Origin of the sequence: Actinomadura soli (genome assembly GCF_005889715.1) — a bacterium.
GTDB classification, from domain to species: domain Bacteria; phylum Actinomycetota; class Actinomycetes; order Streptosporangiales; family Streptosporangiaceae; genus Spirillospora; species Spirillospora soli.
This window is the reverse complement of record NZ_VCKW01000028.1, coordinates 1-22,056: the sequence shown is the minus strand read 5'-3', so window position 1 is coordinate 22,056 and position 22,056 is coordinate 1. Positions and strand designations below refer to the sequence as shown.

21 protein-coding genes are annotated in these 22,056 nt (G+C 71.9%); 5 read left to right on the top strand and 16 right to left on the bottom strand.

The features are described 5' to 3' along the window. Positions 1–80: 80 nt before the first annotated feature. Genes ETD83_RS07890 through ETD83_RS07880 form a run of 3 tightly spaced genes read right to left on the bottom strand, consistent with a single transcriptional unit; the run spans position 81 to position 2,084 of the window. Positions 81–1,313: an RNA polymerase sigma factor gene (locus ETD83_RS07890; protein ID WP_138644402.1), complete on the bottom strand. Its 1,233-nt coding sequence runs from the start codon at positions 1,311–1,313 to the stop codon at positions 81–83. After that, complete coding sequence (locus ETD83_RS07885) at positions 1,310–1,648, bottom strand: YciI family protein (RefSeq protein WP_138644401.1); 339 nt, start codon at positions 1,646–1,648, stop codon at positions 1,310–1,312. The genes ETD83_RS07890 and ETD83_RS07885 overlap by 4 nt, the downstream gene beginning before the upstream one ends. 34 nt (positions 1,649–1,682) lie before the next feature. Continuing rightward, entirely contained in the window at positions 1,683–2,084 is a 402-nt protein-coding gene (locus ETD83_RS07880; protein ID WP_138644400.1) for a VOC family protein, read from the bottom strand. A 140-nt stretch (positions 2,085–2,224) separates the two neighbouring features. Between ETD83_RS07880 and ETD83_RS07875 the strand changes: the two genes are divergently transcribed. The 3 genes from ETD83_RS07875 (at position 2,225) to ETD83_RS07865 (ending at position 7,067) form a co-directional block, all read left to right on the top strand. Further along, positions 2,225–2,473: a hypothetical protein gene (locus ETD83_RS07875; protein ID WP_138644399.1), complete on the top strand. Its 249-nt coding sequence runs from the start codon at positions 2,225–2,227 to the stop codon at positions 2,471–2,473. A gap of 215 nt (positions 2,474–2,688) precedes the next feature. Further along, positions 2,689–3,924 carry an MFS transporter gene (locus ETD83_RS07870; RefSeq protein WP_171064073.1) on the top strand — a complete coding sequence of 412 codons (1,236 nt, stop codon included), beginning with the start codon at positions 2,689–2,691 and terminating at the stop codon, positions 3,922–3,924. A gap of 92 nt (positions 3,925–4,016) precedes the next feature. Further along, complete coding sequence (locus ETD83_RS07865) at positions 4,017–7,067, top strand: AfsR/SARP family transcriptional regulator (protein WP_230420757.1); 3,051 nt, start codon at positions 4,017–4,019, stop codon at positions 7,065–7,067. A 250-nt stretch (positions 7,068–7,317) separates the two neighbouring features. Here ETD83_RS07865 and ETD83_RS07860 read toward each other — a convergent pair whose 3' ends face one another. Then, positions 7,318–7,827 (bottom strand): nuclear transport factor 2 family protein, encoded by a 510-nt coding sequence (locus ETD83_RS07860; RefSeq protein ID WP_138644397.1) that lies wholly within the window; start codon positions 7,825–7,827, stop codon positions 7,318–7,320. 91 nt (positions 7,828–7,918) lie between these two features. Between ETD83_RS07860 and ETD83_RS07855 the strand changes: the two genes are divergently transcribed. After that, a complete protein-coding gene (locus tag ETD83_RS07855) occupies positions 7,919–8,848 on the top strand; it encodes a LysR family transcriptional regulator (RefSeq protein WP_230420756.1) in 930 nt (309 codons plus the stop codon). On the opposite strand, the gene ETD83_RS07850 is transcribed toward ETD83_RS07855, so the two are convergent. From ETD83_RS07850 to ETD83_RS07800, 11 genes are all read right to left on the bottom strand, one after another. Continuing rightward, complete coding sequence (locus ETD83_RS07850) at positions 8,845–9,678, bottom strand: aldo/keto reductase (protein ID WP_138644396.1); 834 nt, start codon at positions 9,676–9,678, stop codon at positions 8,845–8,847. The genes ETD83_RS07855 and ETD83_RS07850 overlap by 4 nt on opposite strands. A gap of 73 nt (positions 9,679–9,751) precedes the next feature. After that, entirely contained in the window at positions 9,752–10,588 is an 837-nt protein-coding gene (locus ETD83_RS07845) for an enoyl-CoA hydratase-related protein (RefSeq protein ID WP_138644395.1), read from the bottom strand. Positions 10,589–10,611: 23 nt separating this feature from the next. Beyond that, positions 10,612–12,021 (bottom strand): indoleacetamide hydrolase, encoded by a 1,410-nt coding sequence (gene iaaH / locus ETD83_RS07840; protein WP_138644394.1) that lies wholly within the window; start codon positions 12,019–12,021, stop codon positions 10,612–10,614. A gap of 14 nt (positions 12,022–12,035) precedes the next feature. After that, positions 12,036–12,674: an NADPH-dependent F420 reductase gene (locus tag ETD83_RS07835; protein WP_138644393.1), complete on the bottom strand. Its 639-nt coding sequence runs from the start codon at positions 12,672–12,674 to the stop codon at positions 12,036–12,038. Then, positions 12,671–13,759, bottom strand: coding sequence for an ABC transporter substrate-binding protein (locus ETD83_RS07830; protein WP_138644392.1), 1,089 nt, complete (start codon positions 13,757–13,759; stop codon positions 12,671–12,673). The genes ETD83_RS07835 and ETD83_RS07830 overlap by 4 nt, the downstream gene beginning before the upstream one ends. After that, positions 13,756–14,664, bottom strand: coding sequence for an ABC transporter permease (locus tag ETD83_RS07825; protein ID WP_138644391.1), 909 nt, complete (start codon positions 14,662–14,664; stop codon positions 13,756–13,758). The genes ETD83_RS07830 and ETD83_RS07825 overlap by 4 nt, the downstream gene beginning before the upstream one ends. Before the next feature lie 5 nt (positions 14,665–14,669). Next, on the bottom strand, positions 14,670–15,464 hold the full coding sequence (locus ETD83_RS07820) for an ABC transporter ATP-binding protein (protein WP_138644390.1): 795 nt from the start codon (positions 15,462–15,464) through the stop codon (positions 14,670–14,672). 21 nt (positions 15,465–15,485) lie between these two features. After that, positions 15,486–16,817 (bottom strand): phenylacetate--CoA ligase PaaK, encoded by a 1,332-nt coding sequence (paaK, locus tag ETD83_RS07815; protein ID WP_138644389.1) that lies wholly within the window; start codon positions 16,815–16,817, stop codon positions 15,486–15,488. After that, positions 16,814–17,782, bottom strand: coding sequence for an aldo/keto reductase (locus tag ETD83_RS07810; protein ID WP_171064072.1), 969 nt, complete (start codon positions 17,780–17,782; stop codon positions 16,814–16,816). Before ETD83_RS07810 ends, paaK begins: the two co-directional genes overlap by 4 nt. A gap of 26 nt (positions 17,783–17,808) precedes the next feature. Continuing rightward, positions 17,809–18,660, bottom strand: coding sequence for an inositol monophosphatase family protein (locus tag ETD83_RS07805; RefSeq protein ID WP_138644387.1), 852 nt, complete (start codon positions 18,658–18,660; stop codon positions 17,809–17,811). Then, positions 18,641–20,101, bottom strand: a complete 1,461-nt coding sequence (locus ETD83_RS07800; RefSeq protein ID WP_138644386.1) for an amidase — start codon at positions 20,099–20,101, stop codon at positions 18,641–18,643. The genes ETD83_RS07805 and ETD83_RS07800 overlap by 20 nt, the downstream gene beginning before the upstream one ends. 99 nt (positions 20,102–20,200) lie before the next feature. On the opposite strand from ETD83_RS07800, the gene ETD83_RS07795 reads away from it, so the two are divergent. Next, the gene (locus ETD83_RS07795) at positions 20,201–21,118 is read left to right on the top strand and encodes a LysR family transcriptional regulator (RefSeq protein WP_138644385.1); all 918 of its coding nucleotides are present in this window, start codon (positions 20,201–20,203) and stop codon (positions 21,116–21,118) included. An 81-nt stretch (positions 21,119–21,199) separates the two neighbouring features. On the opposite strand, the gene ETD83_RS07790 is transcribed toward ETD83_RS07795, so the two are convergent. Continuing rightward, entirely contained in the window at positions 21,200–21,970 is a 771-nt protein-coding gene (locus ETD83_RS07790; protein ID WP_138644384.1) for a hypothetical protein, read from the bottom strand. Positions 21,971–22,056: the final 86 nt, after the last annotated feature.

Sequence of the window (22,056 nt, the reverse complement as noted above, 5' to 3'; positions counted from 1 at the left end):
CGTCGACCCCGCTCCGACGCCGAGCGCCTCTTCCGCCGGCCTGGACGGGTGCGCTCCAATCAATAGTGCGAGCGCGCGGATCAGGAGTTGGTAAGGCGTTCTTCCAGAAGGGCCTGTTGGGCGGGATTAGTGGTGAGTGCCAGGGCCTGCCGGTCGGCGGCTTGGGCGGCCTCGGGCTGATTCAAGGCGCGGAGGAGTTCGGCTCGGGTGGCGTGGTAAAGCGGATAATTCTCAAGGGTTTTGCGGTCGGCGGGGGTGAGGGCGTCCAGGTCGGCGAGCGCGTTGCGGGGGCCGCCGCGCGTGCCGGGATGGTGGTGCAGGGCGATGGCGCGCTGGAGCCGGTGGACGGGTGACGGCGACAGCGCAAGCAGCATGTCGTAGAGGACGACGATCTGCGGCCAGTCGGTGTCCGCCCAGGTGGGGGCCTCGGCATGGCAGGCGACGATGGCGGCCTGCACCTGGTAGGGGCCCGGACGGCGCAGTGCGGCGGCGCGTTCGATCAGGCGGGTCGCCTCGGTGATGGCGTCGTGGTCCCAGCGGCGGCGGTCCTGGTCGCGGAGCGGGACGAGCCGTCCGGCCGGGGTGAAGCGGGCGCTGGTGCGGGCCTGGTGCAGGCGGATGAGCGCCAGCAGGCCGAGGACCTCGGGCTGCTTCGGCAGGAGCCACGCGAGCTGCGCGGTGAGCCACTCCGCGTCGTCGGCGAGGTCGCGGGCGTGCGGACGGTCGCCCGCCGTCGGCAGGTAGCCCTCGTTGAACAGCAGGTAGATGACGGCCAGGACCTGGTTCACGCGGTCCGGCAGATCGGCGTCGGCCGGCACCCGGTACGGGATGCCCGCCTCGCCGATCTTCCGTTTGGCGCGGGTGATGCGCTGGCCCACGGTCGGCTCCGGGACGAGGAACGCCGCCGCGATCTGCGCGGTCGTCAGCCCGCACACCGCCCGCAGCGTGAGCGCGATCTGCGCGGCCCGCGGCAGCGCGGGATGGCAGCAGGTGAAGATCAGCTTGAGCCGGTCGTCGGGCTCGGACGGCACCGGCCCGCGCATCCGGGCGAGCTTGTCGCGGTAGAGCTCCTGGCGGCGCAGCACGTCCAGGCCGCGGCGGCGGGCGACGGTCAGCAGCCAGGCGTCGGGATGGTCGGGGACGCCGTCGTCCGGCCAGCGCCGCAGCGCGGTCTCGACGGCGTCCTGCACGACGTCCTCGGCGGCGGCGAAGTCGCCCAGCACCCGCACCAGGCACGCCGTCAGCCGGCCCGCGTGCTCGCGCACCACGCGGGCCAGCTCGGCGTGGACCTGCTCCGCCGGCGGGTCCGTCACGTGAGCGGGCGGATCTCGATGATCGGGCAGGCGGGCCAGGTCCGCGCCACCGCCAGGGCCTCGTCGAGGTCGGCGACCTCGATCTCGGCGTAGCCGGACACGACCTCCTTGCCCTCCACGAACGGGCCGTCGGTGACCAGCGCGTCGCCGCCGGTCAGCCGCATCGTCGTCGCCGTCTCGGCGGGACGCAGATGCGCGTGGTGCGTGATCACGGCCGCGTGCTCGGCGAACCAGCGCCCGACCGCCTCGAACGCCGCCTCCCGCGCGGCCTCGTCCATCGCCTCCAGCTCGCGCGCGAACTCCTCGGTCTCGACGAACAGCAGGACGTACTTCATCTCCCCCTCCTTCCCGTCCAGGGCCTGGTGGACGCTACCCGGCGGCCAGCGGGCAGTACAGATCGACGCCGTTGCCGTCCGGGTCGAGCACGACGGCGTACCGCATCCCCCAGAACGCGTCCCACGGCTCCTGGGCGCCGGTGTGGCCGGCGCCGGTCAGCTCGGCGTACTTGGCGTCGACGGCGGCCGGGTCGGCGCACTCGAACGCCAGGTAGGTACGGGGGTCACCGGTCGGGCGGCGCCACCCGTCGCGCAGCGTGCCGCCGCGGAACTTCTCGGTGTCGAGCATCAGGTGCAGCCCGTTCGGCAGGTCGCAGCCGGCGTGGTCGGGGTAGGTCTCGTCGACCTTGAACTCCACCCCGAGCCGGGCGTAGAAGGCGATCGCGGCCTGGATGTCGGACACCACGATGTCGATGACGTTCAACTTCGGGTTCATCACCCGCTCCTCTCCGTGCCACCGGACGCGGTCGTGTCCGGGAATGCGCGTTGTCACCCCCTAGACGATCGGGTGGCGGTCCGATCCGACATGGTCCGGCATCGGTTTCACGGTGTTGTAGAGTCTGATCGTCACGGACAGTGATCGTGACCTTACGGATCAGGCCCGGCGACGCCGAGGAGGGGGCATTGGCCGGTTATCGCATCTACCTCGTCGACGGTGCTCGGCGCGAGCTCTCGGCCGACCGGTGCAGGCACGCCGGTTCCCGCTACATCTTCGAGCGGGAGAGCGCGTCCGGCGGGTGGCAGATCGTCCACGAAGTGGCCGTGGTCGACGTCGCCCAGCTCCAGGACGGCATCCCCAACGCCGACCACGAGCCCAACTCGTAGCCGATTCATTCCACTTTTAGAATTAATCGCCTGCTCCGCGCGCGTCCCCGCGATCATCGGGCATTGGCGCGCCGGGGCGCCGCCCATGCCTGTGCTACCTTGTGGGCCACCTAGATCAGCAAATTTGCCGAGGGTACGGGATCCGTGGACTCGCAATGGAGAAACCCCTTGTTGTAAGGGCGTCCCCCGCCGAGCGGTCTTCGACATTCAAGCCGTTGTCCTTTTCGTGGGTGCTGGCGCTGTTCACGGTCACCTTGGGAATGTGGATCGGGCTTCTCGCGTCCGCGCAGGTTCTGCTGCCCAGCCAGATCGAGGCGATCGACCCGGACCGAAAGGTCTGGGCGATGGGCGCGGTGACGGCCGCCGGGGCGGTGGCGGCGGTGCTGGCCGCGCCCCTCGTGGGCGCCCTTTCCGATCGGACCGGATGGCGGTACGGGAAACGCCGTTCCTGGGTGATCGGCGGCACCGTGTTCTGCGCGCTGGCCCTTCTCGCGCTGCCCTGGCAATCGTCGGTCATCGCGGTCGGCGTCTGCTGGGTGATCGTCCACGGCGGCGTCGGCGGCATTTCCGCGGCGTTGTGCGCGGTGGTTCCGGACCGTGTGGCCGTCGATAAGCGCGGGACGGTGTTCGCCATCGTCGGATTCGCGCAGCCGCTCGGGCTGGTGTTCGGGACGCTGTTGGTGTCCGGCGTCTCCTTCCGCGCCGGCTATCCGCTCGTCGCCGTTCTGGTCGCGCTGCTCGCCCTGCCGTACGCGTTCATCGGACGGGACGTTCCCGTCCCGCCGCACCGCCCTGACCGGCCCGAACAGGCCGGCCGGGCGGACCTGGCCGGTCGGGCGGAGAAGGCGCGGAGACCGGTGGGGCGGCGGCTGGTCGACGCCGCGTCCGCCCGCGGGCCCGATTTCGCCTGGGCCTGGGGCGGGCGGTTCATGGCCCAGTTCGCGACATCGTTGGCCACCGTTTACCTGTTGTACTTTCTCCGCGACGAGATCAGGCTGGACGACCCGGCCCAGGGCGTGGCCGTCCTCAGCCTGATGTTCACCGCGGGAATCATCGTGGTCGGCCTTCTGGTCGGGCGCGCGTCCGATCGGGTCGGACGGCGCAAGATCTTCGTGATCATCGCCGCATTGCTGATGGCCGGGGGCCTGACGGGAATGGCGCTGGTCCCGACGTGGCCCGTCGCCCTTGTCGCCGCCGTGGCGCTCGGCGGCGGATATGGCGCCTACCTCGCCGTCGATCTGGCACTCGTCACCCAAATCCTGCGGAGCGACCGCGACCGCGGAAAGGATCTCGGAGTGATGAACATGGCGGGCAGCGGCGCGGTGGCGGTCGCCCCGCTCGTCGCCGCCGGCGGTGTCGACCTCGGCGGCTACACGCTGCTGTTCCTGCTCGCGGCCGCCATGGCGGTGTCGGCCGGCCTCCTTATCCAGCCGATCAAGTCTGTTCCCTGAAAAAGGCCGTCATGATTTACTTCTGAGTTGTGTTCGACGGGGGTGTCGAAGGCATGGCAGCAGAAGGCGTGTGTTTCAGGGTCCTCGGTCCGTTGGCGGTCAGCGTGGACGGGGTCGCGGTCGCGCCGCCCCGCTCTCCGGTCCTCCAGGGGCTGCTGGGCGTCCTGCTCCTGGCGCGGGGCGAGCCGCTGCCGACCGGCCGGCTCGCCGAACTGGTGTGGACCGACCGCGCCGGCGAGACGAGCCGCGAGTCGGTCCACGTGGGCGTGTCGCGCCTGCGCAAGTGGCTGACCGGCCTCGACACCGGCAGCCCCGGCGATCCCGGCCGCATCAAGATCGATTACCAGGACGGCTACCTGCTGGACTGCGCCGCGGACCGGACGGACCTCGGCCGGTTCCTGGCGCTCGCCGCCGAGGCCCGCTCGGCGACGGAGCCGGAGCGCGTGTACCGGGCGTTCTCGTCCGCCTTCGCGGAGCGCAAGGGGCCGCTGCTGGCCGGCCTGTCGCGCATCCACCGGACGGACCCGCTCGTCCACGGCCTGGAGGAGGAGATCCGGGGCGCCGCCCTGGGCTTCGCCGCCACCGCCCTGGACGTGGGCGGCTCCGAGGGCGCGGTCGCGGCCGTCAGCGCGCTGACCGCGGAACTCCCGTTCGACGAGCCGCTGCACGCCGTCCTCATCGACCTGCTGATGGCGAGCGGGCGGTCGGCGGAGGCCCTGCAGACGTACCGGCGGCTCAGCGAGCACCTCGCCGAGGAGCTCGGCGTCGAGCCGAGCGAGGAGGTACAGCGCGCGCACATGCGCGTCCTGTCCGCCAACCGCACGCTCGGCGACCAGGACGCGGCGCCGGAGCCGCCGCAGCCGCCGCCCGCCCAGCTTCCGCCCGACATCCCCGACTTCACGGGCCGCAGCGCCGAGGTGGTGGACCTCGCCGAGACCCTCATCGGCGGCGGCGGGACGCCACGCAACCGGACCGTGGCCGTCGCCACCGTCGCCGGAATGGGGGGCGTGGGCAAGACCACGGTGGCCGTCCACGTCGCGCACCAGATCGCGAACTTCTTCCCCGGCGGCCAGCTGTACGCGAACCTGCGCGGCGATTCGACGGACCCCGCCGACCCCGCGGAGGTGCTCGGCCGGTTCCTGCGCACGCTCGGCATGTCCGGCGCGGGGATCCCGCCGTCCCTGGACGAGCGCGTGGCGCTGTACCGGAGCCGTCTCGCCGGGAGCAAGATCCTCGTCGTGCTCGACAACGCCGCCGGGGAGCCCCAGGTGCGGCCGCTGCTGCCCGGCACGGCGACGGCGGCCGTGCTCATCACCAGCCGCAACGCCCTCCTCGGCCTGGAGGGGGCGAAGCTCCTCAACCTGGACGTGCTGACGTCCGCGCAGGCCGTCCAGCTGATCGCGACCATCATCGGGGAGCAGCGCGTCGCGGCCGAGCCGGACGCCGCGGTGGAGATCGCCGGGCTGTGCGGCCACGTCCCGCTGGCGGTGCGCATCGCGGCGGCCCGGCTGCTCGGCCGCGGCCACTGGGAGCTGTCGCATCTCGCGGGCCTCCTGCGGGAGGAGCGCCGCCGCCTCGACGAGCTCGTGGCCGGCGACCTGGAGGTGCGGGCCGGGTTCGAGCTGAGCTACCGGCTGCTGCCCGCGGCCACCCGGCGCGTGTTCCGGCTGATCGGGCTGCTGCACGCCCCCGACTTCGCCTGCTGGACGGTCGCCGCGCTGCTGGACCGTCCCATCCCCGAGGTGCAGCGGCACCTGGAGACGCTGATCGACGCGCACCTGGTCGGCATCACCGGCGTGGACGAGACGGGCCAGCTCAGGTACCGGCTGCACGACCTGCTCCGGCTGTACGCGCGCGAGCTCGCCGAACGCGACGACCCGGAGCCGGAGCGCGAGGCGGCGCTGCGGCGCGCCCTCGGGGGCTGGCTGTCGCTGGCCGAAGAGGCCGCGGAGCACGTCCCGGGGCCGTGCTACGCCGCGATGCACGGGCCCGCTCCGCGGTGGTCGCCGCCGGCGTCCGTCACGACGCGGCTGCTGGCCGACCCGATGCAGTGGTTCAACTCCGAGCGGGCGGCGCTCGTGGCGGAGGTCGGGCACGCCTGCGAGCTGCGCTGGACCGACTTCGCCTGGGACCTCGCGGCGTGCATGGAGAAGTACTGCGACGTCCGGAGCCTGTCCGACGACTGGCGCCGGATGCACGACCGCGCGCTGGCGCTGTGCCGGGAGACGGGCGACAAGCGCGGCGAGGCCGTGATCCTGCGCGGGCTCCTCGAAGTCACCACCTGGACGTCGCCCTCCGGGTCCGGGACGGCCATGACCCGCATGCACAACCTCGCCGTCCGGCTCCTGGACCTGTTCACCGAGCTGGACGACCCGGCCGGGATCGCGGACGCGCTGGTCGCGATGGTCTGGGCCGCGGTCGCGCGGGGCGACGGCTCCGAGGCGCTCGCCCTGGCGGACCGCGCGCTGCGCATCTCGCGCGAGGCCGGATACGACGGCGGACGGGCGCGGGCGCTGCACGTCATGGCCATCGCGCACGGCGAGGGCGACCCGCACGCCGCGGTCGAATGCCTGGAGGAGGCGCGTGTGGTCGCGGAAGGGCTGGGCAATCCCCGGGTCACCGCGACGATCGTGCAGTTCCTCGGCGCCGGCCGCGCCCTCTCCGGCGACATCGCGGGCGGCCGGCAGCTGCTGGACGAGTCGATCATGATGGCGCGCAACCTCGGAGACCGCTACCTGGAGACGTTCTCGCTGCTCTACCTCGCCAAGCTGTTCGTCGCGACCGGGGACGGCCGGGCGCGGTCGACGCTCGACCTGGCGCTCACCTACAGCCGGACGGGTAACTTCCGCCACCATCTCGCCGACGCGCTGGGCGTCCTCGGTGAGCTGAACCTCGCCGAGGGCGACGTGCCGGAGGCCGTCGCCTGCCTCGAACGCTCGGTGCAGGTCTGGCGCACCCGCGGCTGGATCCCGTTCCTGGCGCGTGCCCTGCGCACTCTCGGCGACGCGCAGGCCGCCGCCTGCGACCACGACGCCGCCCGGGCCAGCTGGACGGAGGCGCGCGAGCTGTTCGACCGGATCGACGACGACGCCGGGCATTCCTCCGTCGAAGAGCGCCTCGCGTCCGAGGACATGATCGGTTGAACGGTTCGCCGGCCTCCCCGGTGACCGTCCGGTTAGCGATCGGTAAGGCCCGTCTCGGTAGCGTCGAGGACAGCACGGCAACGTGGCGCCGTGCGCGATACCGATAACTCGCCGTGGGGCCAACTGACGCGGGGGCGCAGTTGACCGGCGGGGGCTCGTGATCCATAGAGATCCGGCCATACCGGCCGGGACCGCCCCGTCCCGGCCGGTGGCACAGCGCCGCCGCCTCCGGACCGCCGCGTCCGCCCCCTCAGGCGCCGAAGATCGTCGCGGGGTCGCCGGTGTACCAGGTGTTGGCTATGCGCATCCGGCGGATCAGCCACCGCTCGCCATCGCGGACGAGTTCGACGTCATAGGGGTTCTTCAGCAGGGCGAACGTGCCGTGGTCGGCGGTGAGCAGATGCTGCGCCTCGACCAGCGCGGTCAGCCGCGCCGTGTCGCCGTCGATGGCGATGCGCGCGTTGGTGACCTGGTGGGTGGTGTCGATCCGCCCGGTGAACGAGGCCAGGATGGTGGTGACGATCGTGTCCCGTCCGGCCATGACCGGGGGACGCCCGCCCCACCTGGACGCGGCGGGACGGAAGTCCAGTTCGGCGTCGGCGGCGAAGGCCGAGGCGAACAGGGCCGCGTCCTTCAGGTCCTGGCCGAGGGCGAAGCGGTGGAGCGCGTCCAGGATCTCCACGCGGTCCCGCAGCTCCCGGACGACCGCGTCGCCGTCGTCCGCCCGAGCGGACACAGCGTGCTCATCGATGCCGTACATCGCGTGCTCCCATGCAGGTCAGTAGGTGTTTCCAGCGGTTCCACCCTGCGCGGGGGAGAGCGGCCGATCAAGGCGCGGCCGGGCAAGTATCGTGAAGCTGGAATTAACGATCGGGGGCGTCGTGCTGGAACGGCATGAGGTGGAGGCGTTCCTCACGCTGGCCGAGGAGCTGCACTTCGGCCGTACCGCCGAACGCCTGCACGTGTCCACGGCCCGGATCAGCCAGACCATCGCCAAGCTGGAGCGGCGCGTCGGCGTCCCGCTGTTCGACCGCACCAGCCGCCGCGTGGAGCTGACCGCCGTCGGACGACGCCTGTACGAGGACGTCCGTCCCGCCTGGGACCAGATCAACGCCGCGGTCGACCAGGCCGTCAGCACCGGCCGCGGCCTCACCGGCACGCTGCGGGCCGCCTTCGTCGGCGCTGCGGCCGGGCAACTGCTCGCCGGGGTGACGGAGCTGTTCCGGACGAGGCACCGCGACTGCGACGTCCGGCTCCGCGAGGCGCAGATCGGGGACGCGATCCCGTGGCTCCGCGACGGAGACGTCGACATCGCCCTCGACACCTTTCCCGTCGACGAACCGGGCATCGTCAGCGGCCCGGTCCTGGTGTCGGAGGCGCGGATGCTGGCCGTCCCGTCCGGGCATCCGTTCGCGCGCCGCGAGACGGTCTCCGTGGAAGACCTGGCCAGGACGAAACTCCTCCAACTGCCCGGCTCGCTGCCCGAATCCCTGCGGAACGACCGCACCCCGCAGAACACGCCCGCGGGACGTCCGATCGAGCCCGGCCCCTCCGCCTCGACGCTCAACGAGCTGCTCACCCTCGTCGGCGCGGGCCACGGCGTCTTCCCGGTCGGCGCGCAGACCAGGCGCTACTACGCCCGGCCCGACGTCGCCTACGTCCTTCTCGACGATGCCCCGCCCGTGCGCTGGGGGCTGCTGTGGCGGTCCGATGGCACCACCGCGCGCGTCCGCGCCTTCGCCCAGGCCGCGCACGACCTGCTCCACCCCCGCACGGGCTAGCGGCCCAGCCGGTCGAGGCGTCGGAGCTGGTCGTCGCTGAGCCGCAGGTCCGCCGCCGCGACATTCTCCTCCAGGTGGGCGATCGAGCCGGTGCCCGGGATCGGCAGGACGACCGGGGAACGTTCGAGCAGCCAGGCGAGCGCGACCTGCGCCGGGGTGGCGCCGGTCTCGGCGGCGACGGCGGCGATCCCGGCCGTCCCGCTGGACGCGGCGGGATGCACGGGCCGCCAGGGCAGGAAGGCGATCCCGGCCGCGGTGCAGGCGTCGAGGACGCCCTCATGCTCGCGGTCGAGCACGCTGTACCGGTTCTGCACGCTCACAACGTCGATGATCTCCCGCGCCCGGTCGAGCTGGCCGACGGTCACCTCGGACAGCCCGAGGTGGCCGATCTTGCCCTGGAGCTGCAGCTCGCGGAGCGCGCCAAGCTGGTCGGCGAGCGGCACCTTCGGATCGACGCGATGCAGCTGGAGCAGTTCGAGCCGCTCGACGCGCAACCGGCGCAGACCCTGCTCGACCTGGTCGCGGAGGAACTCCGGCCGCCCGCAGAGGTCGGCCTCGCGCGGCGGGTCCGGCGGCGCGACGCCGACCTTCGTGGCGATGAGCAGGTCGTCCGGGTAGGGGTGCAGCGCCTCGGCCAGCAGCTCCTCGTTGGCGCCCCACCCGTACAGGTGCGCCGTGTCGATCAGCGTCACACCCAGCTCGACCGCGCGCCGGGCCACGGCGATCGCGCCGTCCCGCGCCCGGCGGGGCTCGGTCGGCAGGTGCATCGCCCCGAACCCGAGCCGCCGCACGTCCCGCTCACCCGCGATGCGGAAACTCCGAGCCGTCATACGCCCCCAACTTCAAGATCGTTCACGATACAGCAGCCGCGCCCCCTCCACGGGCCCTCCTCCACGGGCCCGCCTACCGGCCGGTGTAGACCGGGTCCCGGCCTTCCTTGAGGGCGGCCAGGCGTTCGGCGAAGTCGGCGGTGTCCAGCAGCCGGTAGAGCGTCGGGATCAGGTCGGCGTAGACCTGCTGGGCGTGCGCCTCGCGGGCGCGGCGGCCGAGTTCGAGCGTCGCGCGGACCGCGAGCGGCGGGTTGGCGGCGATCTTCTCGGCGATCTCGATGGCGCGGGGCAGCTGATCGCCGAGCGGGACGACCTCCTGGACGAGCCCCAGCCGGACGGCCTCGTCGGTGCCCCAGCTCTCGCCGGTGAGGAGCCAGCGCATGGCGTTGCCCCATCCCGCCTCCGCCGCCATCCGGAGCGCGCCGCCGCCCGCCGGGGTGGTGCCCCGGCTGACCTCGCCCTGGCTGAAGCGGGTGCCGTCCGCGGCGACGCGGACGTCCGCGGCGAGCATGAGTTCGTGCGCCATGGCCCCGACCGTTCCCTGGACGGCCACGACCAGCGGTTTCGACAGGCGGGTGGACGTCCCGAAGGGGTTGATCCGGCCGGGGCCGTCCGCGCTGTACGTGCGGGCCTGGAGGGTGGGCAGGAAGCTCTTAGGGTCGAGCCCAACGGAGAAGTCGGGCCCTTCCGCGTGCAGGACGACGGCGACGGCGTCGTCGTTGTCGGCCCGGTGGTAGGCGGCGCCGAGCGCCTCAAGGGTGGGGGGATCGATGGCGTTGGACGTCCCCGTCCGGTCCAGCCGGATCAGCGCCAGCCGGCCGCGCCGCTCGTAGTGCACCGTCTTGTCGCGGTGCACCGGCTTGTTGTCGTGCACCGTCTTGTCGTCGTGCACCGGCTTGTTCGCGTTCATCGTCGGGTTCAACTCCTGGGGTGTCACAGGGAAGGGCGCGGCAGGGGCGGCAGCGTGCGTTCGACCGCTTCGCCGATGGCCAGGAGCCGGGCGTCGGACGAGTCGGGGCCGACGAGTTCGAGGCCGATCGGGAGGCCGTCGCGGGACAGCCCCGAAGGGATCGACAGGCAGGGCAGGCCCGCGGTGCTCGACGCGTCCGTGTTGCGGATGTAGGTGAGGAAGGTGTCGACGGTGGCCCCGTTCAACTCGACCGTGACGTCCTCTCCGGAGGGCAGGTGCGGCCGGGCGGGCAACGGGGTCGTGGGGACGACGTAGGCGCTGACGTCGTTGTCGGCGAAGTAGGCCGCGAAGGCGGCGCGGAGGGCCGGGCGGTGGACGGAGAGGGCAGCGCGGTAGTCGGCGCCCGGAATCTGGTCTTCGTCCAGGATGGATTCGAGCGTCGCCCGCACCTGGGGGGTCGCGACCTGGCTCACCAGTTCGCGCAGTGTCAGGGGCGAGGCGTGCTGGTAGAGGTAGGCCGACAGTTCCCGGCCCACCTCGTACAGGACGACGGTGAAGCTGGCGGGTTCGTTGAGCCGCGCCAGGTCGGTGATGTCCCGCTCGACGAGCACGGCGCCGCGTTCGGCGAGCGCGGACAACGCGCGCTCGGTCGCGGCGGCGACGTCCGGGTCGAGATCGTCGTAGAAGAACCCGCGGGGCACGCCGAGCCGCAGGCCCGCCAGGTCGGCCGACGCGCCGGGGTCCGTGCCCGCAGGGGCGCAGACGGCGTCGACGAGCCGGACGTCCGCGACGGAGCGGGCGAGGGGCCCGGTCGTGTCGCGGGTGGACGAGATCGGCACGACGCCGCGCCCGTCGTAGCGTCCGTGCGTCGGCCGGAACCCGACGCAGCCGCACAGCGCGGCCGGGATGCGGCAGGAGCCGCCGGTGTCGGCGCCGATCCCGGCGGGGACCAGCCCGGCGGCGACGCCCACGGCGGTGCCGCCGCTGCTTCCGCCGGGGATGTGGTCCTCGCGGTAGGGGTTGCGGACGGTCCCGAACACCGGGTTGTTGCCCGTCATCCCGAAGGACAGCTCGCCCAGGGCCTGCTTGCCCATCAGCGTGCCTCCGGCGTCCAGCAGCGCCTGCGCGATCGGGGCGTTGCGGCGCGGGCGCGAGTCGCGCAGGGCCGGGGTGCTCGCCGTCGTGGGGAGGTCGGCGGTGTCGATGATGTCCTTGAGCGCGAACGGCAGCCCGTGGAGGGGGCCCGGACGCTCTGGAGCGTTCTTGAGCGACTGCCGGATGAGGTCGGGTTCGTGCGAGATGTAGGAGTTCAGGCGGGCCAGCCGCCCGGTCCGCTCGATCAGCGCCTCGGCGTACTCGGCGAGCTTCAGCTCCCCGTCGCGGAGCCGCCGGACGGCCTCGACGGCGGACAGCCAGTGCAGGTCTTCAGCCATGGGGACACCCTGCCCTAGCGAGCGACATTCAGGGCGAACGGGACCATGCCGTGGTTGCGCAGGATCGACGGGACGATCAGCATGATCGTCTCCGGGCCGCGCGCGGTGCCGACGTCCCCGAGGTCCTCGATCCAGTCGGCGGGCCAGCCGAGGTCGCCCAGCAGCGCCGCGACGGTCGCCTTCGCGCCGGCGTCGTTGCCGGACAGGAACGCGGTCGGCGGCACCTTGAGGCTGTGCGGGTCGACCATGACGGTGAACAGCATGGTGTTGAGCGTCTTGACGACCTTCGTGCCGGGCAGCGCCTCCTGGAGATGCTCCGCCAGGCTGCCGCCGGGGTAGACCAGGCCGCCCGGCATCCCGTCGGGGCGGCGCACCGTGGCGTTGGCGACGTCGACGAGGATCTTCCCGGCCAGGGCGTCGCGCAGGGCGCCGAGCCGTTCCACGGAGGTGTCGCCGGGCGTCGCGTTGACGACGACCTCGGCGGCCCCGATCGCGTCGGCGATGCCGGTGACCGTCACCGGCTTACCGGCCCATTTGGACGAGACTCCGGCGGCGTCGCGGCTGCCGATGGCGACCTTGTGGCCCGCTTCCGCGAGCTTGGCGGCGAGGGTGCCGCCGACGCGTCCGGACCCGAGGATGGCGATGTTCGTCATGTGGTGCTCCCGTTTCTGGTCAGCCAGGTGTCGGCCGTGGACAGGGTCGCCTTGCGATCGAATCCGTTGACCTTCTGGAGGATGTCGGTGACGAGGAACTGCTTGAGGTCGACGGAGCCGTCGATCACACCGGCTTCGCGGAGGAGGCTCTGGGCGTTGCCCCAGCGGTCCGGTTTGATCTCTCCGAAGTTCTGCTTGTCGAAGGGGACGAGGGTCTTGGACAGGGCGTCGAGCAGTCCCCGGGCCTGGTCGGGGTCGCTCCACTGCTCGGGGGCGACCTGGCGCGTGGCCGCCTCCGCGACCTTGGGACGTTCTAGGCCGGCATACGTCCCCCTGGCAAGGGCCCGGAAGAACCTGACCAGCACGTCGCTCTTCTTCAGCGTCTCGGCGCGCACGATGTAGCCGCCGACGGGGATGCCTTCGAGGCCCTCGGGGGTGATGTCCCTGACCGGCAGCCCGGCCTCGTCGAAGGCGAAGAAGTCGGTGAGCGTCCCGGCGTAGGCCGCGATGCGCCCGGACTCCAGCGTCTGCGCGACCGAGGGGCTGCCCGGCCCGACCATCGTCGTCGTGACGTCGTCGATGCTCATCCCGGCCTTTTTCAGCGCGGCGGTGAGATAGGCGCGGTCCTGGTCGGGGGAGGCGAGCCCGACGTTCTTTCCCTTGAGGTCGGCGACCTTCTTGATGGGGCTCTTCTCGGGGACGACGAGGCCGATGAGGAACCCGTTCCCGCCGGTGCGCTCGTCGTATGCCAGGCGCAGGCCGTCCGCTTTGAGGGCCGCGGATATCGCGTCGGTGGCGGCGACGAGACCGACGTCCGCCTTGCTGTTCTCCACGAGCCCGGCGATCGGGATGTTGTCGTTCACCGGGGCGAGCTTCACCGTGATGCCCTCGGCCTTGAAGAATCCGAGCTTGTCGGCGATGACCGCGTTGAAGGTGAACAGGGAATTGGGCGCGGGGGTGGCGAGCGTCAGGGTGCCGTCCGCGCCGCCCGAGGTCTTGCCCGCGTTTCCGCAAGCGGACAAGGCGGTGGCCGCCAGGACGGTCGCCATTGCCCCGGCCATCAGGTTCGACAGCGTTCTTTTCATGAAACCTTCTCCTCCGAAGCCGAATGGTTCGAGGGGGCGGACCCGGCGGGCCGCGACGGCGTTTCGCCGAGCCGCCGCCGGACGCTTCTCTCCCGGCTCCTGGTCTTGGACGTCATCCGCGCGGCATGCCGCCAGAAGACGATGGTGCGGTCGGCGAAGCCGATGGCGCCGTAGAGCAGCAGCCCCATCGCGGTCAGGACCAGTACGACGGCGAACGCGTCGTCCTGATTCAGCTGGGAGCTGTACCTCTGGACGAGGAATCCGAGCCCTTTCTGCGACGACACGATTTCGGCGACGACCGCGCCCGCGAGCGCGAGCGTGAGCCCGATCCGCAGCCCCGCGAAGATCATCGGCGCGGCGGTGGGGAGCAGGAGGCTGAGGAACGTCCGCTTCTTGCCGGCGCGGAGCGACCGGAAGAGCTCCTCGGCGTCGGGGTCCGGGGCGAGCAGCCCCGTGAGCGCGTTCACGAACACCGGGAAGAACGCGATCATCCCGGCGATCACGATCTTCGAGGTGTAGCCGAACCCGAACGCGGAGATCAGGATCGGCGCGATGGACAGCATCGGCAGGACCTGCAGCGTCACCGCGTACGGGTACACCATCTGCCTGACCAGGCGCGACGACCCGGCCGCGATGGCCGCGCCGATCCCGAGCACCGCCGCGACGCCGAACCCGGCGAGGGTCTCGTAGAAGGTGGCGAGCAGGTGCTCCCAGACGAGCCCGGTGGAGAACAGCTCGTAGGCCGCGACGACGACGTCCCAGGGGCGGGGCAGGATCAGGTCGCTGACCCAGCCCTGGGTGTGCGCGAGATCCCATAGGACGACCACGGCGGCGAACAGGGCCGCCGGGGCGATCACCCGGCCGCGTCCGGACATCCGCCGTGCCGCGCCGTGCTTCCCGTTCACCGCGATCAACCCCCTTCGGCCTGGACGAGCTGGAGCCCGTCCCGCACCCGCAGGGCCGATTCCTGGAACTCCGGGGAATAGGCCATGTCGAGCGAGCGGGGCCGCGGCAGCGAGATGGTCACGTCCGCCGCGACCGTTCCCGGCCTCGGCGTCATCACGACGACCCGGTCCGACAGCAGGACGGCCTCGGAAATGCTGTGCGTGACGAAGAGCGTGGCCGACGCCGTCCGTTCATGGATCTTCAGCAGTTCGAGATTGAGCAGTTCCCGGGTCAGCTCGTCGACCGCGCCGAACGGCTCGTCGAGAAGGCGCACACCGGCCCCGGTCATCATCAGCCGGGCCAGCGCGACCCGCTGCCGCATCCCGCCGGAGAGCTGCTCGGGAAAGTGATGCTCGAACCCTTCGAGATTGAACAGGGCGAGCAGCCGCATGGCCTCGCGGACGTCGTCGTCCTTCACCCTGCGGCGCATCCGGACGGGCAGGAGCACGTTCTCCAGCGACGTCTTCCACGCGAGGAGCGCGGGCCGCTGGAACATCATGCCGACGTCCGCCCGGGGCGCGGTGACGGCCTCACCATGGACGTCGACCGACCCGTCCGCGCACGGCGTCAAACCCGCGATGACGCGCAGCAGGGTCGACTTCCCGCAGCCGCTCGGCCCGACGATCGAGACGAACTCCTCGGGCCCCACGGAAAGGTCCAGATTCCTGATCGCCTCCACACCGCCGTCGAATCTCTTGCCGACACCGCGCAACCGCACGGCGATCCCCGCGGAACCATTCCGGCTCGATCTCGCTCCCATGCCTGCCCTCCTCTCCGGGCCTTACCGGGCTGGACGTTCGTCGATGACGCGCCGCATCTTCCCCGCCGACCGCTCGATCCCGCCGGGTTCGACGACCTCGACCTCGACGCTGACCCCGATCGTGTTCTTGATCAGCGCCCGCACGCGCTCCCCGGCCGCCGTCGCCACCGGGCCCGCGGCCACGGCGCCGCGCCGCTCCACGCGCACGGTCAGCCCGTCGAGAGCGCCCCGGCGCGTCAGCACGCACTGGAAATGCGGCGCCAGCTCGTCCGTGCCGAGCAGCAGTTCCTCGATCTGCGTGGGGAACAGGTTCACCCCGCGCAGGATGATCATGTCGTCGGTGCGGCCGGAGATCCGCGCGATCCGGCGCATCGGCCGGGCGGTCCCCGGCAGCAGCCGGGTCAGGTCCCGGGTGCGGTACCGCAGCACCGGCATCGCCTGCCTGGTCAGCGTGGTCAGCACCAGCTCGCCCTCGCGGCCGTCCGGCAGCGTCTCGCCCGTCACCGGGTCGACGATCTCGGGATAGAAGTGGTCCTCCCACAGGTGCAGGCCGTCCTTGGTCTCGGCGCACTCCTGCGCCACGCCCGGCCCGACGATCTCCGACAGCCCGTAGATGTCGACCGCGTCGATGCCGAGGCGCCCCTCGACCTCCCGCCGCATCTCCTCCGTCCACGGCTCGGCGCCGAAGATCCCGACGCGCAGCGACGTCGAGCGGGGATCGACGCCCTGCCGCTCCATCTCGTCGATCAGCGCGAGCATGTAGGACGGGGTGACGGTGATGATGTCCGGCCGCAGGTCGCGGATCAGCAGGACCTGCCGTCCGGTCATCCCGCCCGACACCGGGATCACGGCGCAGCCCAGCCGCTCCGCCCCCGCGTGGAGCCCGAGCCCGCCGGTGAACAGCCCGTAGCCGTAGGCGTTGTGCAGCCGGTCGCCGGGCCGCCCGCCCGCCGCGCGGATGCTGCGCGCGACGACGCCCGCCCACGTCTCCAGGTCGTCGCGCGTGTAACCGACGATGGTCGGCCGCCCGGTGGTCCCCGAGGACGCGTGGACGCGCGCCACCCGCTCCGCCGGGACGGCGAACATCCCGTACGGGTAGTTCGAGCGCAGGTCGTCCTTGGTCGTGAACGGCAGTTTGGGCAGGTCGGAGAGGGCGTGGATGTCGTCCGGGTGCGTTCCGGCGGCGTCCAGGGCCGTCCGGTAGTGGGGCACGTTCTCGTAGGCGTGCCGGACCGTCCAGCGCAGCCTTTCGAGCTGCACGGCCCGCAGCTCGTCAACGGACGCCGTCTCGATCGCTTCGAGCCCTTCGGCGCTCGCTTCGAGCCCTTCGGCGCTGATCGCCGGCCTGTTCATCGGAAGATGTCCGAGATGCGGGCGTGCTGTTTCTCATCCAGCCGGATCTCCATGGCCTCGCGGACGGCGTCCCAGTGCGCGGACGTGCGCGGCGCGACGATCGGCGCGGTGACGGCGGGATGGTCGCGGAGCCACGCGAGGGCCAGCCCGGAGACGCTCGCCGCCAGCTCCCGCGCGACCTCGCGGAGCGCGGCGACCTTCTCCAGGTTGTCCGGCGAATGGAAGCCCTTGTAGTACAGGTGGCCGGCGACGGCGATGCGGCTCCCGGCCTCCGGTTGCGCCCCGTCCAGGTACCGCTCGGACAGCACCCCGCCCGCGAGCGGGGAGAACGGCGTGTACCCGAGCCCCTCGCCCACCACGAGCGGCAGCAGCTCGGCCTCGTCACCGCGGTCGAGGAGGTTCAGCCGGTTCTCGACGGTGACGGGCCGGTGCAGGCCCTTCGCGTCCGCCGTCCGCAGGATGTCCTCCAGCAGCGCGTGGTCGACGTTGCTGACGCCGTACGCCCCGATGGCCCCGGCGTCCTGCGCGGCGGAGAACGCCTCCAGCGTCTCCGCGATCGGCGTCCCCGGGTCGGGGACGTGCGACAGGTACAGGTCGACCCGCCCGAGCCGCTCGATGCTCCGCGCCAGCCGCCGCTCGATGTGCTTCGCCGACAGGTCCCTGGCCCTGGAGCCGTCCGGGTTGCTGATCAGCCCGACCTTGGTCGACACGATCGCGTCCGCGGGCCGCCGCTCGTGCAGCCAGCGGCCCACGACCTTCTCGCTCTCGCCGCCCCCGTAGGAGTCGGACGTGTCCACGATGTTGATCCCGAGCTCCCACGCCTCGTCGAGCCGCTCGAAGCCCTCCTCGGCGTTCAGCCCGAATCCGCGCGTGCTCGTGGACGTGCCGACCCCGCCGATGGACCCGGCGCCGAACACGAATTCGCTGATCTCGATACCGGACGCACCGAGCGGGACTCTACGCATGGCCGAACGCCTTCCTGTCTGTCGTTTCATGTAATGGCGGAAAGGGTCTGGACGGCGGCGGCGTGCAGCGTCGGGGTCGCGGCGAGGAAGTCGTCGCTGTCGAGGCTCCACGGCCGCCCGCGCGTGTCGGAGACGACGCCGCCCGCCTCGACGACGAGCAGCGCGCCCGCGAGCAGGCCGGAGCGGACCTGGCTGAACTGCCAGAACACGTCCATCCGGCCGGCGGCGATCTGGATGAGCTGCAGCGTCGCCGGCACCGACACCCGGATCACCATCGCGGCGTTGAGCATCGCGGTGACGGACGCCCCGATGCGCAGAAAGGTCTCCGCCGACTCGCCGGGCGCGGCCTGTCCCGTCCCGACGAGCGCCCCGTCGATCCCGGCCTTCGGGGAATGGCACAGCGGCTCCCCGTTCAGAAAGGCGCCGCCGCCCAGAACCGCCGTATAAGTATCGTCGACCAACGGCAGATGTACCGCCGTGACCACGGGCACGTTGTCGCGGACGAGCGTCGCCGTGACGCCCCAGTCCGTCATGCCGTGAACATGATTGATATTGCCTTCGACGGGGTCGGTCACCCACCATTCCCCGTCCGGGAGCACCCCGCTTTCCAATTCGTCGTCGACCCAGCCGACGCCCGGGCGTATCCGCGTCAGCGCGGGCTTCAGGATTTCCAGGGACGCCGCGTCGTTGGCGTAGATGCCCGCCACGACCTCGTCCCGTCCGGCGAGGCGCGGGGTGGTCGAGAACCGCTCGACCATGCGCGCTCCCGCCGCCCGCACCGCCGCCGCGACCTGCGGCACCAGCTCCCGGTCGCCGGCCAGGGCCGGGTTGCCGCCCGCGAGGGACGGGTTCACGCGGTCATCCGAGTGCAGCGACATCGTGGCTCTTTCCGATGGGGGACGGGTCGATGGGGGTCGCGATTCCGGCTCTGGCCTCGATGACCTCGGCGGCGGCGAACACGGCGTCCTCCTCGAAGGGCCGTCCGATCACCTGGACGCCGAGCGGCGCGCCGCCCCCGCTCTCGACGGGAAGCCCGAGCGCCGGGAACCCGAGCACGGGAACGGACATGAGCGGCCATTGCCGCCCCATCAGTTCGGCCGTCCGCTCGACCGACTCCGCGTCCGACCCCATGGGGAACGGCGCCTCGCCGGACACGGGCGTCAGGACGAGCGGATACCGGTCCGCGAACACCGAGAACTGCCGCCGGAGCATCCCGCGCCGCGCCCACCCGGCCACGAACTCCGCAAGATCGACCTCACCGAACGCGTCCCAGTAGACGGCGAACATGAGGTCGAAGAACCGGCGGAAACCGGGGTCACCGACCCGCTCGACCTCGCCCACCATCCCGATCGCGAACTCGGTGAGCGCCAGCTTCCACCACAGCTCCGCGGCCTCGCCGAACAGCGGCAGCTCGACCTCGTCGACCTGGTAACCGGCGTCGGCCAGCCATCCGGCGGCCGTCCGCGTTGCCTCGACGCTCTCCGCCGTGGACGACCCCCGCAACCCCGGCCCACCAGGATCGGTCACGACCGCGACGCGCCCCCGCTCCGCCGACACCGGAATCCGGCTGGCATAGGCAACGGCTCGCGGGTCCCGGGGATCGTAGGCCTCCATCGCCCGCAACCCCAGCCGCAGATCGGCGACCGTCCGGGCGAGCGGCCCCTGCTCGACGAACGCCTGCACGGCCATCGGCGGGTCATGCGACGGCGACCCCGCCCACGCCGGAACCCGTCCGGGCGTCGGCCGCAACCCGACGACACCGCAGCAGGTGGCCGGATACCGGATCGACCCGCCGATGTCACTCCCATGCGCCAGCGCGCCCATCCCGAGCGCCACCGCGACGGCCGCCCCACCGCTGGACCCGCCCGGCGTCACCGCCGGGTCCCACGGGTTGACCGTCGCGCCGTAGAGGTCGCTCTCGGTCGTCCACCGGGTCGCGAAAGGCGGGCAATTGGTCCGTCCCACGAGAATGGCCCCGGCGTCCAGCCAGCTCGACGCCTGCGGATCGGTCTCGGTGGCGATGTGATCCTTGTACGCGGCGACGCCCTCGGTAGTGGGCAGCCCCTCGACATTCGTGTTCACCTTGAAAGTCACGGGCACGCCGTGCAGCGGACCCGTCGCCGGCCCATGCCGCAGCCGAGCGTCCGCCTTCCGCGCCGCGTCGAGCGCCTCGTCCTCCCGCACCTCGACAACGGCGTTCGCCGCCGGATTGACGTCCGCGATCCGCGCGAGCACCGACCGGGTGGCCTCGACCGACGACACGGCCCCGGTACGGAGCAGGCGCGCGACCTCGGTGGCGGACAGTTGCCAGATCTCCATGGCCTCGCTCCTCTACCGGGGGTTTTCGTCTCGTCCCCGACACTAAGAGCGACCAGTCGTAATGGCCAGTGCATCTTTGATAGGGCTACATTTACTCTCGTGCACTTGGATTTGAACCTGCTGACCGCGCTGGACGCCCTGCTGGAGCACAACAGCGTCGCGGGCGCGGCGGAGCGCCTGAACCTGTCCGCCCCGGCGATGAGCCGCACCCTCGGCCGGATCAGACGCGTCACCGGCGACCAGATCCTCGTCCGCGCGGGCCGCACGATGATCCCGACGCCCTACGCCCTGGAGATCCGCGGCGAGGTGCACGACCTCGTCCAGCGGGCGCGCGGCGTCCTCCGCCCCGAACACGACCTCGACCTGGTGAACCTGGACCGCGCGTTCTCGGTCCGCGGCCACGACGCCGTCACGACGGCGATCGGCCCGGCACTCCTGGCCACCGTCCGAGACCAGGCCCCCGGCGTGGCCATCCGGCTCCTCGCCGAGGCCAGCAGCGACACCAACGAGCTACGCCACGGCCAGGTCGACCTGGAAATCGGCTCCACCGAACCGGACGTGCCGGAAATCAACCACATCACCATCGGCCACGACCGCCTGGTCGCCGCCATAGGCCCCGACCACCCCTGCGCCGCGCTCGACCTCACCGCCGAACGCTTCGCCGAGGCCGATCACGTCATCGTCTCCCGCCGCGGAAGGCTAAGCGACCCAATCGACACGTCCCTCGACGCCCTAGGTCTACGCCGCCGCGTAGTCGCATCCGTCCCCACGAGCACCGCAGCCCTCTACCTGGTCGCCGAAAGCGAACTCATGGTCGCGGTCCCCGAACACATGTGCCGCCCAACCCTCAACAAACTGGGCCTCCGCACCCGCACGATGCCGTTCGACCTGCCACCCGTCCCAATCGTCCTGGCCTGGCACCAGCGCTACGACAACGACCGCCCCCACATGTGGCTCCGCGCCCGCATCCGCGAGGCCCTGGCCTTCTACGAACAAACAACCCTCCACCCGTCCTAACCCCGGTCTCCTCGCGAGAAGGAGCCTGCACTTTCTCCGGAGATACTCGTCGAGGGTCGGCGTAGGCGCGGCGCGGCTCGGTCAGGCGGGCGGCACGTGCTTGAGCGGACGACGCAACGTCCAGGCCTGACGCGGCGCACCGCGCAGGATGGACAGCACCTCGCGAGCCCGCGCCCTGCGGGTCGGCACCTCGGTGAGCAGGCTCAGCCATTCCTCGCCGTAGCGACCCCGGTCGCTGGCAGGCAGCAATGCGCACCCAGCGGCCAGCACCCGCCGCGTCAACACCCCTGGCGACCGCGCCACACCGGCCACCCTCGCGTGCGCTGGGGACTGGTCGCGGGACAACGCGATGAAAGTATGCTCAGCCACCTCCAAGGCCCGCACCGCCGCATCCGTCGCATTCCGCATTGTCTCCTTCGCATACGCCATCTGCTCCGCTGCGTTCGCTGTGTCCGCCGCCGCATGCACCGCCTTCTCCGCTCGGTTCGCCGCGTTGGCCGCCTCTGCCACCGCCCGCTTCGCCTCCGCCGCCTGTTCCGCCGCGGATGCCGTCTCCGCCGCCGCCGCCGCACGTGCCGCCACCACCGCCGCCTGGGACACCGCTACTACCGCGCTTGCCGCCTCCGACACTTGCGCCGCCTCCGCCGTGCGTGCCGCCTCCTCCGCCATCTCCGCCGCGTCTTCCGCCGCGAAGACCGACTCCGCCGCAGTCGCCGTGCGTGCTGCCTCCGCCGCGTTCGCGGCCGCGCGGGCGGCGGGAGGCACACGGGCGGCGAGGTCGGCGCACGCGGCTTGTAGCGCGTGCAGGTCGCGGTCGTGGTGCGCACTTGCGAGGCTTGTTCCGCAGCGCATACAAGCGGGGAGGGCGGTAGTGGTGTCAGAGCTGCAGACAGGGCACCTCATGGGGTGGCTCCGGGGGCGTGGGGACGCAGGGTGTC